Here is a 22,188-nt window from a genome sequence, read left to right on the forward strand (position 1 = left end):
GTTTGTCTGGTTAATAAAGATAAAGGCAGGGCGCGCAGACTGGCGTTTTGCGTGTTCAGTTCCGAAAATGCATGTGCATTACAGATAACAGGATTTATCTTCCGTCGCGCCTCGCAATGCTGAAAAGGTACGGATGAGAAAGGAATTTTCAGGAGGTAGAGTCGCAGCATCCTGGTTTGGGGTGACGGAGCGCCATGAAAAAATCGACGACCTCAACACCGCATGATGCGGTGTTTAAAACCTTTTTGCGCCACCCGGAAACCGCCCGCGATTTTATGGAGATTCATCTGCCGGTGTCGTTACGCCAGCTTTGCGACCTACGGACGCTAAAGCTGGAACCCGGCAGTTTTATTGAAAAAAATCTGCGAGCCTATTATTCCGATGTGCTTTGGTCGCTGAAAACGCGCGAGGGCGACGGTTATCTCTACGTCGTGATTGAACATCAGAGCACGCCGGATGCGCATATGGCGTTCCGGCTGATGCGGTATGCGATGGCAGCGATGCAGCAGCATCTGGATGCGGGGCATAAGCATCTTCCGCTGGTGGTGCCGATGTTGTTTTATCACGGTGTTGATAGCCCGTATCCTTTTTCGCTGTGCTGGCTGGATGAGTTTGCGAACCCGGAAGTGGCAAGAAGACTCTATGCCGCTGCCTTTCCGCTGGTCGATATAACGGTGGTATCGGATGATGACATTATGCAGCACCGCCGCATTGCGCTGCTGGAGCTCATCCAAAAACATATCCGCCAGCGCGACCTGCTGGGACTGGTTGAACGGATTGCTTCGCTGTTAGTTACTGGTTGCGCTAATGACAGGCAGCTTAAAGCGCTGTTTAATTATCTTATGATTCAGCACGGACATACGCCTCGTTTCACCACGTTTATTCGTGATGTGGTAGGGCGTGTCCCGCACACTAAGGAGAGACTGATGACGCTGATAGAGAGGATCCGCGCAGCGGATCGCAGAAAAGGGGAACGGCAAGGAAGACAGGTCGGTCTGGAGGAAGGATTAGCAGAAGGATTAGAAAAAGGGCTGGAAAAAGGTCAGCACGTTGCCGCATTGCGTATCGCCAGACAGATGCTGGCGGACGGACTTGACCGCGAGACAGTCCAGCGGTTCACCGGCCTTACGGCTGAAGAGCTTCAGGATGTTAGCCACTAACGCGGTTCCAGTCTGAATGTTGCAGGCCCGGTGCCCGCCGGGCAACGCTCTCTGTAATTATCGCTGATAACCGCACGAATATACCGAACTTTACCGATAGCGCCAGCCATCTCTACTACCCTTATTGTTCTGAGCGGCATTTACGGCTGCCTTAATGACGATAACAAGGAGACATGTGATATGGCTTACCAGACAGTGAATCCTGCCAATAATCAGCTCATTAAAGAGTATCCCCCGCACACGGACGCGGATATTGAAGCCGCGCTGCAAAAAGCTGACGCGCTCTATCACTCCGACTGGTCCAAAGGAGAGATTGACCAACGTCTGCCGGTACTGCATAAGCTGGCTGACTTGATCGACAGCCGTGTTGAAGAACTGGCAAAAATCGCCAGCCAGGAGATGGGCAAGCTCATCGAGCAAAGCCGTGGCGAAGTCAAACTATGCGCGCAGATCGCTCGCTATTATGCGGATAACGCGAAGCAGTTTCTTGCCCCGGTGCCTTATAAAACCGAGTTTGGCGACGCGTGGGTAGAACATCATCCGATTGGCGTCATCATGGCCGTTGAGCCGTGGAACTTCCCGTACTATCAGTTGATGCGTGTGCTGGCGCCGAACCTGGCCGCAGGTAACCCGGTGCTGGCGAAACATGCCAGCATCGTACCGCACTGCGCCGAGACGTTTGCCCATCTGGTGCGTGAAGCCGGCGCGCCGGAAGGCGCATGGACCAACCTGTTTATTTCCTCCGATCAGGTGGCGAACATCATCGCCGACCCGCGCGTGCAGGGCGCAGCGCTGACCGGATCTGAAAAAGCGGGGAGTGCCGTGGCGGCACAGGCGGCGAAGCACATTAAAAAATCGACGCTGGAACTGGGCGGGAACGATGTGTTCGTCGTGCTGGACGATGCCGATCTTGAGAAAGCGGTGAAAATTGGCGTGCAGGCACGGCTCACTAATGCAGGACAGGTATGTACGGCGGCGAAGCGCTTTATCCTGCATGAGAAAATCGCCGATCAATTCCTCAGCCAGTTCACCGAGGCGTTCAGGAAGGTGAAGGTGGGGGATCAGATGGATGCTTCTACCGAACTGGGGCCGCTGTCGTCGAAAGATGCGCTGGATACATTGACCAGACAGGTCGAGGACGCGGTGAAAAATGGCGCGACGCTGCATGTTGGCGGCAAGCCGCTGGAGAGCAAAGGCAACTTCTTTGAGCCGACGATTCTGACCAATATTACGCGTGACAACCCGGCGTACTTTGAAGAGTTCTTCGGCCCGGTGGCGCAGATGTATGTGGTGAAAGACGATGACGAGGCGGTAAAACTAGCCAACGATTCCCACTACGGCCTGGGCGGCGCGGTGTTTAGTCAGGATATTGAGCGTGCTAAACGCATGGCCTCCCGGATTGAAACCGGGATGGTTTATATCAACTGGCTGACCGATACCGCAGCGGAGCTGCCGTTCGGCGGCGTTAAGCGTTCGGGCTTCGGACGCGAGCTATCGGATCTGGGGATTAAGGAGTTTGTGAACCAGAAGCTGGTAGTGGTGCGCCGCTAATCCCTGTTGCCCCTCTGAAAACGGGAGGGGCCTGGCTTTTTGCAGCGAAGGACGCAGATCTTAAATCAGAACGAAATAAGCGAACAAAACACCCTCAATCGCCCTCCTTATTTATCCACGTTGCACTAACCGTGCTTTTTATCCCGATATTGTTTGTACAGACATTCATGATGCCCGCATTTTCTGTTCTATGCGGAGGTCGGTATGGAATTTTACGAGAACCGCCCCAGACAACCATTTATTGGCTTTGTGCAGCTCAGACGGGCGCTAAAAAGGTGGTGGCTGCGTAAGCGGGCCTGTCAGGCGCTGCGACGAATGAGTGACGAGCAGTTAAGGGATATTGGGTTGGAAAGGAAGGATGTGGAATAACAGATAAGAGCCAGTAAAACTGGAAAGGCTGGATAATCTTATCTTAACCTCTCCAGTAGGCGGGTATCCTGGAACGCTAATTTTCCTGCCAGGCTTTCTCGATCAGCAGTTTGGCTTTATCCAGATCGTGTTCGTTACGCACAATCAATTCGACGTCGCCGGTTCCCCAGTGGCCAATGTTTGTGACGTCCCGGCTAAATCCTTCTTCAAGCTGGATATGCTGTGGATTGATTTTCAGCCACAGGCGTAGGTGTGGGTCGGTCACGGGATAAACGGCCACGCACAGAAAGTTACGAATGAGGCGGAAGGCGTCATAGAGCTTAAGCTCTTTAAACTGAACCTCATCACTGAGTGAGAGCACATAACTTTTTAGCTGTTCATATAATGAAAGCAGCGCGGGTGAGGCCGAAGAGAGCTGTTCGCGCTGCGTGCGGGTATGGCGCTTACCGTTACCGCTGCTGACGGAACCGTTCGCGATGATGTGCTGAGGGCTATTTTCGACCACGGCGTTAACCAGTTCCAGCATTAACAGGTCGTCGGCAAAAAGCTTGTAGCGAATCAGGTTGATATTGCGGTTGATTTGCTGAACGGCATGTTCGTCGTATTTATTAAAATCGGCGGCAATACAGATTAACCGTGTGCCGGACCAGTCAATGGCTTTGGCCGCGGTTTTACTTATTTTCTCCATCACCAGCAACTGAAATTCCGCTTTATGATCGAGCAGCCAGTCGAGATAAAACAGCCCCTGGTTAATGACGTTTTCATTGCTGTGGCGCTTATATTCAATAATCACCGGGCAGTTATTTTCGTCGAGGCCGAGGGAATCAATTCGCCCACGATGGGTTTTACCCGTGCGGTATTCGGTCTCGAGAAAGCGGACGCCAAGGAATGTTTCCATATGGGATTCGATCAGCATTTGCAGATCTTTTTCAATGGCTGCAGCTTTGCCCGGCAGTTCTTGTACTTTCCCGCCACCGAGGCGGAAAAGCTGGATATCGCTCATGGATCCCTCCTGAATTTCATATTACCGGGTATGATACTGCACAGAGTTGAATCAGAAAGCATAAAATTGAGTCTGAGGATATGTTATTTGTGGTAATTTATTAATTTGAAAAGAGAAAATGGCAGGAGCGCCAGAATGAGTACGTTTGACACGACGAAAATTGCTTTAAAAGATATCCTGGGGCAGATTACTGATGGACGGGTACAGTTGCCTGATTTCCAGAGAGGATGGGTATGGGATGATGAGCATGTCCGGTCTTTGCTGGTCAGTATTGCCCGTTCTTTTCCCGTTGGTGCGGTTATGCTGCTGGAGACTGGGGGAGAAGTTCGCTTCCAGGTGCGTCCAGTTGAAAATGTAGAATTGCAGAAAACCGAGCCTGAGATGTTGATTCTGGATGGCCAGCAACGTTTAACGTCCTTGACTCAAGTCCTGATGCTGGATACGCCCGTTAAGACTTTTAACGAGAAAGGAAAGCAGATAGACCGTTTTTATTATATTGATATTGAGGCCGCTCTGGACAATAGGCTTGATGAAGCTTTTATTTCTGTTGAAAAGTCTAAAAAAGTAACGATGAATTTTGGTCGTGATATAAAAACTTTTGTTAACTCCTTTGGAGAAACGGTTGAAATGGATTTTTCTACCGTGCAAAAAGAGTGCGAAGCATTATTTTTCCCTTGTAACCAAATTATCAACTCTGATGCATGGGAAAGTCATTTATATAAGTGTTCACAAGAAAAGTTTTTCACTTATATGCAGTTCCGTGAAAAAATTCTGAATGCCTTTAGGAACTATTTGCTGCCTGTTATTAAATTGGGTAAATCAACTAGCAAAGAGGCCGTTTGCTTGGTGTTTGAAAAGGTTAATACCGGTGGTGTTCCACTATCCGTGTTTGAACTGGTGACCGCCAGTTTTGCGGCTGATGGGTTTAATCTTCGGGATGACTGGTTTGGCAGTAATTTGCGTCAAAAATTTGGCCGCCGAAATGTACTGAATAAAGAAGCTATCCTACAGGGCGTAGAGCCGACTGACTTTTTACAGGCTATCAGCATATTGAATACGCTAAAAAAACGGCGTGCCGATCTGGCCGAAGGGAAGACAGGGAAATCAGTTACTGCAGTAAGTGCTAAACGTGTTTCAGTATTAGCGCTTTCTCTTGAAGATTATCATTGCTGGGCCGACGATGTGGAAAAAGGCTTCTTACTTGCCGCTAAATTTCTCCATCATGAATGTTTTATGCACTCATGGGATCTGCCTTACCGTACGCAGCTTGTGCCGCTGGCAGCAGTGTTATCGCAATTACAAGGCAATTGGCTGGAACCCAAAATTTATGACAAACTGGCGCGCTGGTTCTGGTGCGGTGTTCTGGGGGAACTGTACGGCGGCGCGGTAGAAACACGTATTGCGAATGATGTGGAAGAGTTATTAAACTGGATTGAGGGGGAAGGTGAAGAGCCCCGGACGATTTATGAAGCCTCATTCCAGCCAGGGCGTTTATTGACGTTACGTTCCCGATTGAGCGCCGCGTATAAAGCGCTAAGCGTGTTGATCCTACGCAATGGTGCTCAAGACTTTTTCTGGAAGTCGACGATCCAAAAGTTAGATTATGGCGAGATTGCACTCGATATTCACCATATTTTCCCCAAGATATGGTGCGAGAATAATAGTATTAGTCCAGCAGTGTATAACTCTATCATTAATAAAACATCAATCTCCTATAAGGCCAACCGAATGATTGGTGGGAGATCTCCGGCTGAGTATCTGTCGCAGATCCAGACGCATCCGCAGGTCGGTCTGGAGGATGCCGAGATGGATGCGATCCTACGCAGCCATTTTATTGAGCCTTCGTTGTTACGGCAGGATAGTTTCGAGGCATTTTTTGCCGATCGAAAAAAACAATTGCTGAAATTGATCGAAGCGGCAATGGGGAAAAATATCAGTCAGGATGACGTTGCTGAATTAGAGACAGCAACAGACGAGATTGATGCCTGATACTGCAACCCAGGTACGAATTAAATCGCACCTGGGTTTCTTGCCTATTTAGAAGAAATCACGCGGATAAACGTTTGAACTTGCTTTTGTTTACGTACTGACAGCTTGCTTACTTGCCGTAAAGACTCAACCAGCTCAGGCTCTGGTGGTTTCACGGTCAGTACGATGCAGCCTTCCATCACTTTGATATCGATTTTGGTGCCGATGGCAAAACCGGCGGCTTCCAGCCACTGGCCTTTCATGATAATCGCCGGAATATGCTGGTGATCTTCAAAGCGGCTCGCGTAACTGACGGTGCCTTTACGGTTATTTTCCGGGGAGACTTCTGGATCGGTGAATTCTGCAATACAATGCGCGGTAGTCATGATGGCTATTCTCCTAAAATAGTGATTGTGATTAGCGAGGCGCTCGTGTTGCAGCACGGGCGTCTTGCGTTAAATACCTGTATATATCATCAGGGAATAGAAGGAAAGTCCAGCTGAAAATGAATGAAAATAATGGGGTGGATGCGAGGATGGATTATTTTTGGTGATGGGAATAAAGCGGCTATTTAGCCGCTTTATTGGTTTATGAAGGGCGGGTTAATTGATGGCTGCGTCGGTGAGGGCGTCGGCCAGGTGGAGCTGGGTTTGTTGGGCGGATTGAGTTTGTAATTTCAAATTATCGCATATATGAAATAGCTCAGTTATTTTTTTATGAATTCTAAATTGTTCTTGTAATGGTGGACATGCAAAAGCATAAAGCATCACACTATTAGCAGATAGATTAGGCTGCGCTGAACCATTATCAAAACGAAAAATTTGCGAGCGTCCAAATGGACTGATTAAATAATTATATATATATTCTCCCATTTCTCTAATAAACGGTCTAATGATCATTAGAGAAGATGCGATAGCACCAGATTCATATGGTTTTACGAATGCTGTTTTACCGAATGTAGCACCGCGTAAACAATAAACTAAATCTCCGCTTTGAATTTTACCACTTCTTAACTCATTAAATTTTTTCTCAGTAATGAAATTCATATCTGTTATTGATAGAGTTCCATTTTTCTCTATGTGACCTGTATTTATCCAAGGGATTCCGTGAACAACGTATTCATTTTTATTAGGATAGTTACTTCCCCGATCTCCGTTAATAAACTCAGAAATTAAACCAAATTTACACCATTCCCAACCCTCCGGCACTTCAAACGGTTTTTCCTTATCGCTAATAGGCGGTAACGGTTTTTGCTTTTTAATTTTCCCGTCTTTCACCAGTTGTGCTTTTTCCTGCGCAATACGTTTGAGTAGCTCAGAGGCCGGTTCGTCGTTCGGATCCTGCGGCACCAGTTTGCCCATCACCGCCAGTTGCAGAATGGTCTGTTTTAAGGCGTCAATGCTGGCTTCGGTGGTAAACAGCGTGTCGAAATGTTCGCTGATACGCGCCCAGTTTTCGGCCAGTTCATCGGCGTTCTGGCTGTCGGTTAGCGTGGTTAGCAGGGTTTCAACCAGCTGTTGATGGGCGTCCAGACTGGTCAGGGAGTGCTGTTCCAGTTGATCGCATAGGGACATAAGTTTTTTTACAGTACTTAAGATCCTATTCTGTTCTGCGAATGGTGGAATCATGAATGGGTGTGATATAAAATCATCAAATAACAGGCTTTCAACAGTAGTTCCTGTTTTGGTTAAATTCTCAACTATATATCGTTCAAACCCATTCATCATCAGTCGTATATAGTATGAAATTTCACTGAGAAATGGCGATAATACTTTTAAATCTTGATTAACTGTACATTCAATCGATGTTATAGCAACTGGAAATATTCTTCTTAGAATTCCACTCCTCGCGACAAATAGTATACTTCCTGGAGATACTTTGGTTAAACCATCTTCAATGGCTAAAGGAGTCACCTTATCTTCAGAGTCGACTATTAGATTCGTTTTCATATCTTTTGGGGTTACCCATGGAATAGTTCCTCCCCAATATTCATCTTTCATTTTACTTGGAGTTTTACCACCAAAAAAATGGCCTAAATGTGAAAAAGTTACCCACTCCCACCCTACCGGCAGCTCAAACGGTTTCTCCTCCTCGCTAATCTCCGGCAGCGGCTTCTGCTTCTTAATTTTCCCCTGCTTCACCAGCTCGGTTTTTTCCGCCGCAATGCGCTTCAGCAGCTCCGACGCCGGTTCGTCGTTCGGATCCTGCGGCACCAGCTTGCCGCGCACCGCCAGCTCCAGAATCAGCTCGCGCAGCTTCTTAATGCCGTACAGGTCAATCTTACCCGAGCTGCCGCGCCCGGCGCTGGAGCGGGGTTGCAGCGCCGTGGTCCAGGTGTCGATATGGTCGACAATCAGTTTTTCCACCGCCATCAGTTGGCCTCCTTACCGGAGAGCGCTGTGCCGAGAATATCGCGCAGCTGGTGGCGCAGGGTCTGGATCTCATGCTGCTGCTTCGCGTACTGCGCCAGCAGTTCATCCGGATCGTGGCTGACGGTTTCCGCCTGGTGCGGGTTCTTGATATCGAGGTTAAAGTTGCGGGCAATCACCTCGTCGATGCTGACCTTCCACGCCTGTTCGTTTTCGACGCGGCTGGCGAAGCCGTCGGCTTCGTTGCCCCACCAGTCGATCTCGGCCTGAAATTCTTCAAACTTCATCGGCTTGGTTTTGCTGTAGTTCTTCACGCCCGCCGGGTACGGGTGCTCGTAGAACCAGATGTCTTGGGTCGGCTGGCCTTTGGTAAAGAACAGCAGGTTGGTTTTGATGCCGGTGTACGGGTTAAACACACCGTTCGGCAGACGCACGATGGTGTGCAGGTTGCACTCCTCGGTGAGCAGCTTTTTGATCTTGGTTTTCACGCCTTCGCCAAACAGCGTGCCGTCCGGCAGCACCACTGCCGCACGGCCGTTTTTCGCCAGCACTTCAATAATCAATTGCAGGAACAGATCCGCCGTTTCGCGGGTCTGCATTTCTGCCGGGAAGTTCTTCTCGATACCGTCTTCTTCGGTGCCGCCGAACGGCGGGTTGGTGACGATCACATCCAGCTGCTCATCCCACGACGACAGCGGCTTGTTGAGGGTATTGTCGTGACGAATTTGCACCGGCACTTCGATACCGTGCAGCAGCATATTGGTGGTCGCCAGCAGGTGCGGGAGCTGTTTTTTCTCCACGCCGTGGATCTGCTGTTGCAGCGTCTGGTGATCGGCCACGTTTTTCACGTAGTGGTTTTTTACGTGATCGAACGCGCAGGCGAGGAAGCCGCCGGTGCCGCAAGCCGGGTCCATAATCGACTCGCCGAGCTTCGGATCGACGCGATCGACCATAAAGCGGGTGACGGCGCGAGGGGTATAAAACTCACCGGCATTGCCCGCCGATTGCAGATCTTTGAGGATCTGTTCGTAAATGTCGCCGAACAGGTGGCGTTCGCTGGCGCTGGTGAAGTCGATTTCGTTAAGCTTGTTGATCACCTGACGCAACAGGGTGCCGTTTTTCATGTAGTTATAGGCATCGCTGAACGCCTGTCTGACCACAAAGCCACGCGGGTTCTTATCAATGGGGGCAGTGAGGTTTTTCAGCGCCGGGAACAGGTCATCGTTGACGAACTCCAGCAGGGAATCGCCGGTAATGCCTTCGGCGTTCGCCGCCCAGGTGCGCCACAGGTAGCGCTGCGGGATCGGATACTGATAGTTATCCTGCTCCAGTTCCAGCGCCTCTTCCTGGGCGTCAAAGATTTTCAGAAACAGCAGCCAGGAGAGCTGGCCGAGGCGCTGCGCATCGCCGTCCACGCCGGCGTCTTTGCGCATAATGTCCTGTAATGATTTGATTACTGAGCTGATTGACATGATGTATTCCATGTTTCATTAACAATAAGGCCTTCTGCTACGCGGTGGCAGCAGAAGGCGCAAAAGGGGAGTGGTTACGCGGAGCGGGGCGGTAGGTGGTAGATTTCGCTCTCCAGCTCGCTGATGGCCTGATTATACCCGTTACGGTCGCCGAATCCGCTTTTAATGATCTCCGGCAGCGTACCCATGCTGTCGAACGGCTTGAGCTTCAGCACCTGGATACTCTCGATTTCCTGCACGCCCGCATCGGCGTATTTATCCAGCAGCGTATTCAGCACCGCCTGCGCGGCGTCGGAGTATTTGGTGAAGTAGTTGCGTTTACGCACGTTCTCCGCCCGCTCTTTGCGGGTTAACGGCGGCTGACCATACACCACGTGGCACAGCATGTCGAACGGGTCGAGCTCTTTACCGACCTCTTCCGCCAGCACTTCCCAGATGATCCCCTGCTGCTCCAGTTCCTTGATGATGGCTTCTTTGCGTTCGGCGTCCTGCCATTTGCGGGTGAAATCATCCAGCGAGGCGTACTCTTTGAGCAGCGTTTTGCGGGTGTAATCTTTGAAGGATTCGGTGACCAGCTTGCCGTCGGCGTCGTAATACTGCACACGCTGGGCAATCACGCCGACGGCCACGCCGTTAACGTGGAACTTACGCACTTTGTTCTCGTCGTCTTCCGGCAGCGGGCCGACATCGTCTGCACCGGTGACGGTATACGGCGCGGGATCTTCATTGGCACCGGTGATGTCATCTTCAGTCTCTTCTTCGTGCTCGTCGAACTGCTCTTCAAAGTCGGAGTCCGGGTCGGCGATATCTTCCGGCGTGGTGTCCATCACCTTTTCCGGGATGCCGTCAAAACGTTCGTCGGCGAACAGTTCGGTAGCCTTTTTGAAATCGAGGATGGTGAACCACAGCTTGCCGTAGCGTTCATCAATGCGGGTGCCGCGGCCGATGATCTGCTTGAATTTGGTCATCGACTGAATGTTTTGGTCCAGCACCACCAGTTTGCAGGTCTTTGCGTCGACGCCGGTGGTCATCAGCTCGGAGGTGGTGGCGATAACCGGATACTCTTTTTTGGGGTTAATAAAGTTATCCAGCTGGGCTTTGCCAATGTCGTCATCGCCGGTGATTTTCATCACATACTTGTCGTTCTTCTTGACCTGTTCCGGGTTGAGATTGACCAGCGCGCGGCGCATCCGCTCTGCGTGATCGATGTCGTTACAGAAGATGATGGTTTTATCCATCGGGTTGGTACGTTTGAGGTAATCGGTAATGGTTTTGGCCACCAGTTCGGTACGCTCATCAATCACCATCGTGCGGTCAAAATCTTTCTGGTTGTAGATACGGTCGTCGATCAGCTCGCCGTTTTTATCCGTCTGGCCTTTGGTGGGACGCCAGCCCTGGAGATCGACGTCGATATCGACGCGCACCACTTTATAAGGGGCAAGGAAGCCGTCTTCGATACCCTCTTTGAGCGAGTAGGTATATACCGGATCGCCGAAGTAATCGGTGCTGGAGACTTCATGGGTCTCTTTCGGCGTGGCGGTTAAGCCAATTTGCGTGGCGGCGCTGAAATAGTCGAGAATTTCGCGCCACGCGCTGTCTTCCGAGGCGCTACCGCGATGGCATTCGTCGATGACAATCAGGTCAAAGAAATCCGGGGCCACCTGTTTAAAGGCTTTTTGATCTTCTTCCGGGCCGGTGATGGCCTGGTACAGCGCGAGATGGATTTCAAATGCCGGATCGATGGTGCGCCCGGTGACCTTGGTCATCGCCGTGCCAAACGGCTGGAAGTCGTTGTTTTTGGTCTGATCGACCAGAATGTTGCGATCGGCAAGGAACAGGATCCGCTTTTTACTTTTCGCTTTCCATAAACGCCAGATTATCTGGAAGGCGGTGTAGGTTTTCCCCGTTCCGGTCGCCATCACCAGCAGAACGCGGTCTTGCCCGGCTGAGACGGCTTCAATGGTTTTGTTGATGGCCTGTAGCTGGTAGTAGCGCGGCGATTTGCCGCTGTTATCGTCGTAATAGTCCTGCGAGATGATCGGCATCTGCGCGGCGGTGTAACCTTTCCAGAGGCAATATTTTTGCCACAATTCAACAGGCGTTGGGAATTCGTCGAGCGTAATTTCCCGCTCAATCGCGCCGGTTGCGGTTTTATCGTGGAAGATAAAGCCATCGCCATTGGTAGCGAAGACGAAAGGAACGTCCAGCAGGTGCGCATAACCCAGCGCCTGCTGCATCCCTTTGCCGATTTCATACTTATTGGTTTTGGCCTCAATCACCGCCAGCGGCATGTTTAATTTATGATAGAGCACGATATCGGCGGATTTCACCGTTCTGCGCGCCGCCACTTTACCGCGCACGATGACCTTACCGTCCCGGAGTTTGACCTCCTGCCGGATTTGCGTTGTGTTGTTCCAGCCAGCTCTCAGGATGGCGGGCATAACGCGTTTGGTGATGATGTCTGCTTCCGTCAGGGTACTCAGGTTCAGGTCAGCCATTGGGGATTCTCATCTAATAGCGATGCGCAAATTCTACACACAAAATCAGATGAAATCATTACACTCTGTGTGCATTATTGGTGTTAAGTCTCTGTTTTAGATGAATTCGTGAATTCTGTACCCAACATATAAGGTTTTAATATGGAAGTTATTAAGATTTGGAGATCCTTTCTTAAACATTTTAAACAGAAAAAATTAGATTCTGCGGTGATTGTCTATGGCGTGATCGCAATCTATTTAATCCCCTATAAATTTCCTTTAAAAAGTTACCTGGTTGCATTTCTCTTTGTATCTGTTCTAATATTCTCTTTCACTCAAGGAAATCGAGTTAGGGAATATATCAGTTTCTTTGTACGCACAGACAATGATCATTTATTGACTCGGTTTGCTGGTATTCTATCGCTAACTGCATGGTCAATTTTTTTGCTTTTGTTGTTGTCTGCTAATGTGTTTGTCAACACCATAACGTATTGGTTAGCTATTTTATTTTCAGTCTCTATCCTCATTAGTAGCATTTTGACTATTTTAGATTTTGCCAGAAATAATACAGCAAAAACCTTTAAGGTAATCGGCTTGGCGGTTACCGCATTTTCAGGTGTTTTTGCTTTTACTAGTAGTTACTCTGCCAGCATTTTCTGGCAAATCAGTAATCTGGAGCTATCCTCTTCTCCATGGTTAGAATATTGTTGGAAAGCCACCGCATTTCTTATGTTTTTCCTGTGGTTATCACAACCTATTTGCTATGGGCTATTTCTGCGTTACGGTGATAAAGCAAAAGGGTATCGAATTTTTACATTAACAGGAGCTTTTATTATGTCTATGTTTTTGTTTCTGCTTGTTCCTATGTTGATTGGTGATGTCGCTTATTTTGTGCTAAAAAAGACCATCAACCATGAATGGCGCAATGAAGCAAAGTGCGGTAAATTGGAAGTGAAGAATAAAAACGAAAAATATTTTGGTTTTAATACTGATAAATATACTGTGTTTTATTCGGATAAAAATGATAAGTGGGGTTTCTATAAGATCACCTGCAAAAAAGGGAGCGACAGGAGAGATACTTATAGTGTGGAGCCTTTGCCGGAGTATAATATCCCCTCGTGGTTAAGGTAGTTTGTATTTATCATTATGTAGTGGTGCGCTGGTGGAAGATATAATATGGTAACGGTGAATAGAGAGTGCCATATCTGCTCTGAAGGCCATCATTCTGTGATGGCCTTGATGCGGGTTACTTCCTTAACCCCGCAAACGCCGCTCTAATCTCGTCTTCCGGCAACTGGATCCCGATAAATACCAGCGTGCTGTGCGGCGTTTCGTCGCCCCACGGTCTGTCCCAGTCGGCGCTGTAGAGACGCTGCACGCCCTGGAACAGCAGGCGGTTGGGTTCGCCGTCGATCCACAGCATCCCTTTGTAACGCAGCAGTTTATCCGCTGATTCCAGCAGCAGATTTTCCATCACCCGCGAAACCTCGCTGATATCCACCGGGTAATCCAGTTCCACCACAATTGACGACACATCGTTCTGTTTATCGGCAATAAAGTGGAAACGCGGTTGGCTTGCCAGCACGTTCTCTTCCAGCATAAAGCCGCTGGTATTAAACAACTGACTCAGGTCAATATCGCCGTGTACCACGGTGTAAACCGGGGCGCGGGCATTGATACGCGCCAGCCGCTCGCGCAGTTTCTCGCTGTCGCCTGCCACGTCGGTTTTGGTCAGCAGGATACGGTCGGCGTAGCCTATCTGCGACTGGGCTATGGTGAACTGATTCATCTGCTCGTTAGCGTGCACCGCGTCGACCAGCGCAATCACGCCGTCTAACAGGTAGCGTTCGCATAATACGTCATGGGAGAAAAAGGTCTGAATAATCGGGCCGGGGTCAGCCATGCCGGTGCATTCAATTACCAGGCGGTCGAAAGCAATATCGCCGCGGTCGCGGCTGTCGAGCAGGTCTAATAGCGCATCTTCCAACTCGTTGGAGCGGGTACAGCAGATGCAGCCGTTAGTCAGGGTTTTGATCTGTGTGGCGCGATCGCCAATCAGTTGATCGTCAACGGAGACTTCGCCAAATTCGTTTTCGATAACGGCGATTTTAAAACCATGTTGTTCGTTGAGGATATGGCGTAGTAGGGTGGTTTTGCCGGCACCAAGAAAACCGGTAAGTAGGGTAACTGCAATCGGGGTCATAGTCTCTCCATTAACAACAGCGCATACCGCCTTTGCCATCGCCGCCGTAACGTGCTTGCTGACGTTCGCGGAAGAACTCTTCATAGGTCATGTACGGCTTGTCGGGATGGTTGGTTTTCATGTGCTCGACATAGTTGTCGTAGTCCGGAATACCAATCAACATTTTTGCCGCCTGGCCGAGATATTTTTTTGCCTGACCTAAAGTATCAAACATTCTGCCGTCCTGTTAATGAATAAAGCCGGATGGCGACTTGCGCCTTATCCGGCCTACACTAGCCGGGATCGCTGTGCGCTACCCGGCATCAGTTTTAGTGGTGTGAAGAGATCTTCACGCCGCCTTCCGGCACGGGCACATACGGGGTTTCTTTGTCGGTACGTTTATCGCTGTTGCGTACCTTCATCCAGGTGGTGAAACCGTAGAAGATAATACTGTACACCACCACCAGGAACAGAATACTCAAACCAGCGTTAGTGTAGTTGTTCACCACGATATGGTTCATGTTGGCAATCTGTTGCTCGGTCAGGTTGGTGCCGTTGGCAATCTTCTCTTTATACAGGTTTGCCATGTAGAAGAAACCTTCCATCTGTGGGTTGGCGCTGAACAGTTTCAGGCCCAGCGCCCAGGTGGTGCAGATCAGCAGCCATACCGCCGGGATCACCGTTACCCAGATGTACTTGGTGCGCTGCATTTTGATCAGTACCACGGTGCTCAACACTAGCGCCACGGCGGCCAGCATCTGGTTAGAGATACCGAACAGCGGCCACAGGCTCTTCACGCCGCCCAGCGGGTCGACCACGCCCTGATACAGCAGATAGCCCCACAAACCGACGCAGCCTGCGGTACCGATGATACCCGCGACCAGAGAATCGGTTTTTTTCAGGAACGGGACGAAGTTACCCAGCAAATCCTGCAACATAAAGCGGCCGGAACGGGTACCCGCATCCAGTGCGGTCAGGATGAACAGCGCTTCGAACAGAATACCGAAGTGATACCAGAAGCCCATATCCGCCATCGGCAGGACTTTGTGGAACACATGCGCGATACCTACTGCCAGCGTTGGCGCGCCGCCTGCGCGGTTCAATACTGACGGTTCACCGATATCTTTCGCCGTTTGCAGGATTTGTTCCGGGGAAATCACAAAGCCCCAGGAGCTGACGGTCGCCGCCGCGTGTGCGGTAACGTCTTTCAACTGCGCCATAATCAGCGGCGCGTTCTCGCCGCCCATCTCGTGCAGGTTTGGCATGGTAATGCCCAGACCTGCCGGCGGGGTGTTCATCGCGAAGTAGAGACCCGGTTCAATGATCGAGGCCGCCACCAGCGCCATCACCGCAACAAAGGACTCCATCAGCATCGCGCCGTAGCCGATAAAACGCGCATCGGTCTCACAGGCCAGCAGTTTCGGCGTGGTACCGGAAGAGATGAGCGCGTGGAAGCCAGAGACGGCGCCACAGGCGATGGTGATGAACAGGAACGGGAACAGAGCGCCTTTCCACAGCGGGCCGGTACCGTCGACGTACTGCGTCAACGCCGGCATTTTCAGTTCCGGGTTGAGGATCACAATCCCCAGCGCCAGACCGACGATCACGCCGATTTTCAGGAAGGTAGCGAGATAGTCGCGCGGGGCGAGGATCAGCCATACCGGCAGCAGCGCGGAAACAAAGGCGTAGCCGATCAGCGCGAAGGTAATGGTGGTGTCTTTAAAGGTCAGCGCCGGGCCCCAGTACGGGTCGTGGGCAATCACGCCGCCGAAGTAAATAGACGCCACCAGCAGCACGATACCAATAACGGAGACTTCGCCTACGCGTCCCGGACGCAGGAAGCGCATGTAGATGCCCATAAACAGCGCAATCGGCACCGTGGAGCAGACAGTGAAGACGCCCCACGGGCTTTCGGCCAGCGCTTTAACCACGATTAATGCCAGCACCGCGAGGATGATGATCATGATTAAGAAGCAGCCGAACAGCGCGATGGTGCCTGGAACGGTACCCATCTCTTCTTTGATCATCTCGCCAAGAGAGGCGCCGTTACGGCGGGAAGAGATGAACAGCACCATAAAGTCCTGCACTGCGCCCGCGAGCACTACGCCCGCCAGCAGCCACAGTGTCCCCGGCAGATAGCCCATCTGCGCGGCCAATACCGGCCCGACCAGCGGACCTGCGCCGGCGATGGCGGCGAAGTGGTGACCAAACAGCACGTAGCGGTTAGTCGGCACGTAGTTCAGGCCGTCGTTATTGATAACCGCCGGCGTCGCGCGCGTCGGGTCGAGTTTCATGACCTTCTGGGCGATATACAGGCTGTAGTAGCGGTAAGCCACCAGATAGACGGAAACGGAAGCGACCACGATCCACAGGGCGCTCACGTGTTCACCCCGACGTAGGGCAACGACCGAGAGGCAGAAAGCACCGATGATTCCGAGAATCACCCAGGGTATGTGCTTGAATATCTTTTTCGTATCCATAGTAAAACCTGGTTGTAAGTTTAATTATCAGCCGAAGCTGGGTGGACATTGAGTTCGTGTTTGAGGAGGTAGATTGACTGCTATGCTGAGAGGATCTTGCCAGATCATCGCGCGCGTAAAGTTAGGTAAATCAGTGAGTGGTTGTATGGCGGTTTAAGCGGTCGGACGTACCGGTAAGCGGTTTCGCGGAGGAGGGCGTGGGCTATTTTATGTGATTGAGATCACGATATAAAATGGGACGATCCTTGTTGCGCGGGGCGTCATAACGACTTCACTGAGCTAATCGTGATATTAATGGCGCGCATCCCATAAAGTTTTCCCTTTCCAGGCCGAAAATTCTGTATCTGTCTAGCGGAAAGAGAAAACATGTTAAAACGAATTAAAATTGTTACCAGCTTACTGCTGGTATTGGCGCTATTTGGCCTTTTACAACTGACATCCGGCGGGCTGTTCTTCAACTCGCTGAAGAATGACAAAGAAAACTTCACCGTATTGCAAACCATTCGTCAGCAGCAGTCTGCCCTGAATTCAACCTGGGTGGAGCTGTTGCAAACGCGTAATACCCTGAATCGCGCGGGTATCCGCTGGATGATGGACCAGAGCAATATTGGCAGCGGCGCAACTGTCGCTGAACTGATGCAGGGGGCGACCAATGCGCTGAAGCTCACCGAAAAAAACTGGGCGCAGTATGAGTCGTTACCGCGCGATCCACGTCAGAGCGAGGCGGCTTTCCTTGAGATCAAACGAACCTATGATATCTACCACGGCGCGTTGGCGGAGCTTATTCAGCTTCTTGGCGCGGGTAAGATTAACGAGTTTTTTGATCAACCGACTCAAAGCTATCAGGACGCTTTTGAGAAGCAGTACATGGCCTATATGCAGCAAAACGATCGTCTGTACGATATTGCTGTTGAGGATAACAACAGTTCCTACAACCAGGCGATGTGGGTACTGGTCAGTGTGCTGATTGCCGTTCTGGTGGTCATTATCGCCGTCTGGTTCGGCATCAAACTGTCGCTTATCGCCCCGATGAATCGTCTGATTGAAAGCATTCGCCATATCGCCAGCGGCGATCTGGTGAAACGTATTGATGTGGAAGGCTCTAACGAAATGGGGCAACTGGCGGACAACTTACGTCATATGCAGAGCGAACTGGTGCGTACCGTGGGCGATGTGCGCAATGGCGCCAACGCCATTTACAGTGGCGCCAGCGAGATTGCGATGGGCAACAACGATCTCTCTTCCCGTACTGAGCAGCAGGCAGCGTCTCTGGAAGAGACCGCAGCCAGTATGGAACAACTGACCGCGACCGTGAAACAGAACGCCGAAAACGCCCGTCAGGCCAGTCACCTGGCATTGAGCGCCTCTGAAACAGCGCAAAAAGGCGGCAAAGTGGTGGATAACGTCGTACAAACAATGCGCGATATCGCCTCCAGTTCGCAGAAAATCGCCGATATTATCAGTGTAATCGACGGTATTGCTTTCCAGACCAATATCCTGGCGCTGAATGCGGCGGTAGAAGCGGCGCGCGCAGGCGAGCAGGGACGCGGGTTCGCGGTGGTGGCCGGTGAAGTCCGTAATCTGGCCCAGCGTAGCGCGCAGGCGGCACGGGAGATCAAGAGTCTGATTGAGGATTCCGTGAGCCGTGTTGATGTGGGGTCGACGCTGGTCGAAAGCGCCGGTGAAACCATGGATGAGATCGTCAATGCAGTGACCCGCGTGACCGATATCATGGGCGAGATTGCCTCGGCCTCTGACGAGCAAAGCCGTGGTATCGACCAGGTGGGCCTGGCGGTAGCGGAGATGGATCGCGTAACGCAGCAGAACGCCTCGCTGGTGGAAGAGTCCGCCGCCGCGGCTGCGGCGCTGGAAGAGCAAGCCAGCCGTCTGACCCAGGCCGTCGCGGTGTTCCGTATTCAACAGCAACAGCAGCGTGCGCGTGAAGTGGCAGCGGTAAAAACCCCGGCAGCTGTGTCGTCACCAAAGGCCGCTGTGGCCGACGGCAGCGATAATTGGGAAACGTTTTAAGGGCGTATGGTGAACAGTCGGCCTACAGATGACCGTAGGCCGGATGAGATGTTCACACTTTTGCCTGATGGCGCTTCGCTTATCAGGCCTGGCAGTCCGCACAGGCCGATTTTAAACCAGCATCAGGCGCATGGCGCAGCGTGATTTATACGCCAGGCCGTGCGCCGCTTCCTCCTCTCTTTTCTGATATCGCGCGCTAATCCAACGTTGAGTGAAGGTGTGCGGTGATCCACAAAAAATGAATAAAGCAAGAGATTGCACGACAGGAGAGCCTTGTTTCGCGGCATCATAATTGCTGATGTGATAATCGTGAGAGGATACGATGCGCAAAGATGCCCTGCTTGCTTTCCTGATGAACCAAACGGATTTTTTTGATCCGGAAAATGTCAGTGAGGTGTTTACCGCGCGCTATCTGGCGCAGCGTTTTAATATGCAGCGCAATACCGCCAGCCATTATCTGAACCAACTGGTGGCGCAGGGCGTGCTCTGCAAAATCAATACCCGTCCCGTCTATTTCCTGCATAAGCAGGCATTTAGCCAACAGTTTTTTACCCTTTCGCGTAATGAATACGCCAGCGTCGCGGAGCTGTTAGCGCACGGGGAACAGGAGTGCGCGCCGGACGATCACTTTTCCCTATTGATTGGCCATAACGAAAGCCTGAAGCGCCCGATTGAGCAACTGAAAACCGCGCTTTTTTATCCCGACGGCGGACTGCCGCTACTGATGACCGGCGAAAGCGGCACCGGGAAAAGTTATCTGGCGCAGCTCATGCACGAATATGCCATCGCCCAGGCGCTTCTGTCGCCGGATGCGCCATTTATCAGTTTTAATTGCGCCCAGTATGCGAGCAATCCCGAACTGCTGGCGGCGAATCTTTTTGGCTATGTGAAGGGCGCGTTTACCGGCGCGCAGAGCGACAGACCGGGCGCGTTCGAGGCGGCTGACGGCGGCATGTTATTTCTGGATGAAGTCCACCGGCTGAGCGCCGAAGGGCAGGAGAAGCTCTTTACCTGGCTCGATCGTGGTGAAATTTATCGGGTAGGCGACACCGCGCAGGGGCATCCGGTTTCGGTACGTTTGGTATTTGCGACGACCGAAGAGATACACAGTACCTTTCTGACGACATTTTTGCGGCGCATCCCGATTCAGGTCAACCTGCCGGATCTCCAGCACCGCAGCCGCCAGGAAAAAGAGGCGCTGATCTTACTGTTTTTCTGGACGGAGGCGAAAAAACTCTCGGCCACGCTTATCCTCAAACCGCGTTTGTTGCAGATCCTCAATCAGTATGTTTATCGCGGCAACGTCGGCGAGCTGAAAAATGTGGTGAAGTATGCGGTGGCTACGGCATGGGCGAAAAAGCCTGGGCAGGAAACCGTTACCGTGTCGCTGCACGATCTGCCGGATGCCATGCTGTCGGCATTGCCGTCACTAAATGAATCGCTGGCGGACGACACGCCGGTGAGCATCTCGCCCGACACGAACCTGACCTGGCTGCTGCGCGCACGCGACGAGATGCAGGGCATGATCCATGATACGCAGTGTCATGTGCTGGCGCTGTACGAGCTGGTACGTAGCGGGAAAGAGGGGTGGGAGACGGTACAAAAAAGAATGGGCGATGAAATTGAAGCTCTCTTCGATCGTCTGATTTTTACCGGCGACGATAATGTGCACTCCCAGCGGTTGCTGTTAATTACAAGCCAGGTGCGGGAAGAGTTTTATCGTCTGGAGAAGCGCTTCAATATGCAGCTTAACGGCAACTGTATTTACGCGCTTAGCCACTATTTAATCCATCGTACCGCACTGGTGCCTTCTCGTCTCAACAGCGAGCAGATCCGCCAACTGGACGCCTTCCTCGCCCAGAAATATCCGCTGCTGTACAGCTTCTGTTTACAAATTCTGGAGACGCTGGGCCAGAAGCTGGATCTGGAGCCGAGACGCATTGATATGCTGCTGCTGGCGCTTTGGCTGCATAAACAGGGGGCTAACAACCAAAAACAGGTGACGCATGCGGTGATTCTGGCGCACGGCTATGCCACCGCCAGCAGTATCGCCAACGTCGCCAACCGGTTACTGAAAAATACGATTTTTGAATCGTTCGATATGCCGTTGGACGTCACGCCGGAGGCGATAGCGCAGCAGGTGATGCGCTATCTGGAAGGGCACCCGCTCGCCTCTGGCCTGATGATTCTGGTGGATATGGGATCGCTCAAGGCCATTCATCGTCATTTTGATCGCGCGCTTTCCACGCCGGTGACGATTATCAACAACGTATCGACCAGCATGGCCCTGTATGTCGGGGAGCGTATTTTACAGGGGCATTTTATTGAAGAGATCGCCCGCGATATCGCCCGGGATGTGCCGGTCGAGTATCAGCTCTACTGGCCGAAAAGCAACAAACCGCGCGCCATACTGACTACCTGCGCGACCGGTATCGGTGTGGCGACTAATCTTTGCGCATTACTGAGCGCCAGTATTCCGCAGGCGCTGGAGATTGACGTCGTCGCCTGCGATTATGCGATGCTGGCGAGCAATAAAACCCAGGAGCCGGTATTTATGCGCTACGACGTACTGGCGATAGTCGGCACGTTGGACCCGCACATCGCCAGCGTGCCGTGGATTTCGCTCGACTCGCTGATCTCCGGCGAGGGGAATCACTATCTGATGCGGCTGTTTGGTTCGCTGACCACGCCGGAGCAGGTGGCGGAGATCAATAACCTGCTGCTGAAAAACTTCTCGCTCCGACGAGTGATCGAATCCGTCACCATCCTCGACACCAGCAAAGTCATCAACCACGTTGAGCAGTTTCTGCTGCGCTATGAGCATCTGGCGGGCGTTACCGTCTCGAATGAAAGAAAGGTGGCGCTCTATGTGCATATTAGTTGCCTGATTGAGCGTCTGATCCGTCATGCGGGCATTACTGCTTATAGTGGACAACAGTGTCCGGAACAGGAACTGAATCGGCTACAGGAAGCGTTTAGTGTCATTGAGAGTAACTACAGTGTCAAAATCCCCACCGCCGAGCTTGGCTATATCCATAATATCCTGACCTTCGAAACAGAACTTATCGAGCAAGATCAACAGTTTTAACGATTCCTCTCTGTTAACCCGCATCTTTTTTCGGCGCGCCA

General features: G+C 51.5%; 17 protein-coding genes and 1 pseudogene. 7 read left to right on the top strand and 11 right to left on the bottom strand.

Annotated features, from left to right (window positions below; genetic code table 11):
- Positions 1-194: 194 nt before the first annotated feature.
- The gene (locus tag NA389_RS05515) at positions 195-1,160 is read left to right on the top strand and encodes an Rpn family recombination-promoting nuclease/putative transposase (RefSeq protein WP_000750004.1); all 966 of its coding nucleotides are present in this window, start codon (positions 195-197) and stop codon (positions 1,158-1,160) included.
- On the opposite strand, the gene NA389_RS05520 is transcribed toward NA389_RS05515, so the two are convergent.
- On the bottom strand, positions 1,157-1,300 hold the full coding sequence (locus NA389_RS05520) for a hypothetical protein (RefSeq protein ID WP_157703272.1): 144 nt from the start codon (positions 1,298-1,300) through the stop codon (positions 1,157-1,159). The genes NA389_RS05515 and NA389_RS05520 overlap by 4 nt on opposite strands.
- A gap of 40 nt (positions 1,301-1,340) precedes the next feature.
- Here NA389_RS05520 and NA389_RS05525 point away from each other — a divergent pair, with 40 nt between their 5' ends.
- On the top strand, positions 1,341-2,711 hold the full coding sequence (locus NA389_RS05525) for an NAD-dependent succinate-semialdehyde dehydrogenase (protein ID WP_000331415.1): 1,371 nt from the start codon (positions 1,341-1,343) through the stop codon (positions 2,709-2,711).
- Between the two features lie 94 nt (positions 2,712-2,805).
- Here the strand turns inward: NA389_RS05525 and NA389_RS05530 are convergent, their stop codons facing one another.
- A complete protein-coding gene (locus tag NA389_RS05530) occupies positions 2,806-2,949 on the bottom strand; it encodes a hypothetical protein (protein ID WP_001541460.1) in 144 nt (47 codons plus the stop codon).
- Between NA389_RS05530 and yjiS the strand changes: the two genes are divergently transcribed.
- A complete protein-coding gene (yjiS, locus tag NA389_RS05535; protein ID WP_000397917.1) occupies positions 2,916-3,080 on the top strand; it encodes a DUF1127 domain-containing protein YjiS in 165 nt (54 codons plus the stop codon). The two genes, NA389_RS05530 and yjiS, sit on opposite strands and share 34 nt — an antisense overlap.
- Before the next feature lie 76 nt (positions 3,081-3,156).
- Here the strand turns inward: yjiS and NA389_RS05540 are convergent, their stop codons facing one another.
- Complete coding sequence (locus NA389_RS05540) at positions 3,157-4,083, bottom strand: DUF5655 domain-containing protein (protein ID WP_001280245.1); 927 nt, start codon at positions 4,081-4,083, stop codon at positions 3,157-3,159.
- A 135-nt stretch (positions 4,084-4,218) separates the two neighbouring features.
- On the opposite strand from NA389_RS05540, the gene NA389_RS05545 reads away from it, so the two are divergent.
- Entirely contained in the window at positions 4,219-6,072 is a 1,854-nt protein-coding gene (locus tag NA389_RS05545; protein ID WP_000102842.1) for a GmrSD restriction endonuclease domain-containing protein, read from the top strand.
- A 44-nt stretch (positions 6,073-6,116) separates the two neighbouring features.
- Here NA389_RS05545 and symE read toward each other — a convergent pair whose 3' ends face one another.
- The 4 genes from symE to hsdR all read right to left on the bottom strand — a co-directional run bounded on the left by symE (position 6,117) and on the right by hsdR (position 12,390).
- Positions 6,117-6,437 carry an endoribonuclease SymE gene (symE, locus tag NA389_RS05550; protein ID WP_001667103.1) on the bottom strand — a complete coding sequence of 107 codons (321 nt, stop codon included), beginning with the start codon at positions 6,435-6,437 and terminating at the stop codon, positions 6,117-6,119.
- Positions 6,438-6,653: 216 nt separating this feature from the next.
- The gene (locus tag NA389_RS05555) at positions 6,654-8,423 is read right to left on the bottom strand and encodes a restriction endonuclease subunit S (RefSeq protein WP_000257589.1); all 1,770 of its coding nucleotides are present in this window, start codon (positions 8,421-8,423) and stop codon (positions 6,654-6,656) included.
- The gene (locus NA389_RS05560; RefSeq protein ID WP_000028401.1) at positions 8,423-9,892 is read right to left on the bottom strand and encodes a type I restriction-modification system subunit M; all 1,470 of its coding nucleotides are present in this window, start codon (positions 9,890-9,892) and stop codon (positions 8,423-8,425) included. Before NA389_RS05560 ends, NA389_RS05555 begins: the two co-directional genes overlap by 1 nt.
- 74 nt (positions 9,893-9,966) lie before the next feature.
- Positions 9,967-12,390, bottom strand: coding sequence for an EcoAI/FtnUII family type I restriction enzme subunit R (gene hsdR, locus NA389_RS05565; protein ID WP_000774458.1), 2,424 nt, complete (start codon positions 12,388-12,390; stop codon positions 9,967-9,969).
- Between the two features lie 141 nt (positions 12,391-12,531).
- Here hsdR and NA389_RS05570 point away from each other — a divergent pair, with 141 nt between their 5' ends.
- A complete protein-coding gene (locus NA389_RS05570) occupies positions 12,532-13,500 on the top strand; it encodes a hypothetical protein (RefSeq protein ID WP_000452021.1) in 969 nt (322 codons plus the stop codon).
- A 115-nt stretch (positions 13,501-13,615) separates the two neighbouring features.
- Here NA389_RS05570 and yjiA read toward each other — a convergent pair whose 3' ends face one another.
- The 3 genes from yjiA to btsT form a co-directional block, all read right to left on the bottom strand.
- On the bottom strand, positions 13,616-14,572 hold the full coding sequence (gene yjiA / locus NA389_RS05575; RefSeq protein WP_000187838.1) for a GTPase: 957 nt from the start codon (positions 14,570-14,572) through the stop codon (positions 13,616-13,618).
- Positions 14,573-14,582: 10 nt separating this feature from the next.
- Positions 14,583-14,786 (bottom strand): YbdD/YjiX family protein, encoded by a 204-nt coding sequence (locus NA389_RS05580; RefSeq protein ID WP_000460616.1) that lies wholly within the window; start codon positions 14,784-14,786, stop codon positions 14,583-14,585.
- Positions 14,787-14,880: 94 nt separating this feature from the next.
- Positions 14,881-17,031, bottom strand: coding sequence for a pyruvate/proton symporter BtsT (gene btsT / locus NA389_RS05585; RefSeq protein WP_000379929.1), 2,151 nt, complete (start codon positions 17,029-17,031; stop codon positions 14,881-14,883).
- Positions 17,032-17,397: 366 nt separating this feature from the next.
- Here btsT and tsr point away from each other — a divergent pair, with 366 nt between their 5' ends.
- Positions 17,398-19,059 carry a methyl-accepting chemotaxis protein gene (tsr, locus tag NA389_RS05590; protein ID WP_000919521.1) on the top strand — a complete coding sequence of 554 codons (1,662 nt, stop codon included), beginning with the start codon at positions 17,398-17,400 and terminating at the stop codon, positions 19,057-19,059.
- 111 nt (positions 19,060-19,170) lie between these two features.
- On the opposite strand, the pseudogene NA389_RS05595 reads toward tsr, so the two are convergent.
- Positions 19,171-19,245 (bottom strand): annotated as a pseudogene (locus NA389_RS05595) (GNAT family N-acetyltransferase); the annotation flags it as partial.
- A 136-nt stretch (positions 19,246-19,381) separates the two neighbouring features.
- On the opposite strand from NA389_RS05595, the gene NA389_RS05600 reads away from it, so the two are divergent.
- Positions 19,382-22,147, top strand: coding sequence for a sigma 54-interacting transcriptional regulator (locus NA389_RS05600; RefSeq protein WP_001224218.1), 2,766 nt, complete (start codon positions 19,382-19,384; stop codon positions 22,145-22,147).
- The last annotated feature ends 41 nt before the right edge of the window (positions 22,148-22,188 follow it).

It is taken from the genome of Salmonella sp. NW645, assembly GCF_051703725.1.
In the GTDB taxonomy this organism is placed as follows: domain Bacteria; phylum Pseudomonadota; class Gammaproteobacteria; order Enterobacterales; family Enterobacteriaceae; genus Salmonella; species Salmonella enterica.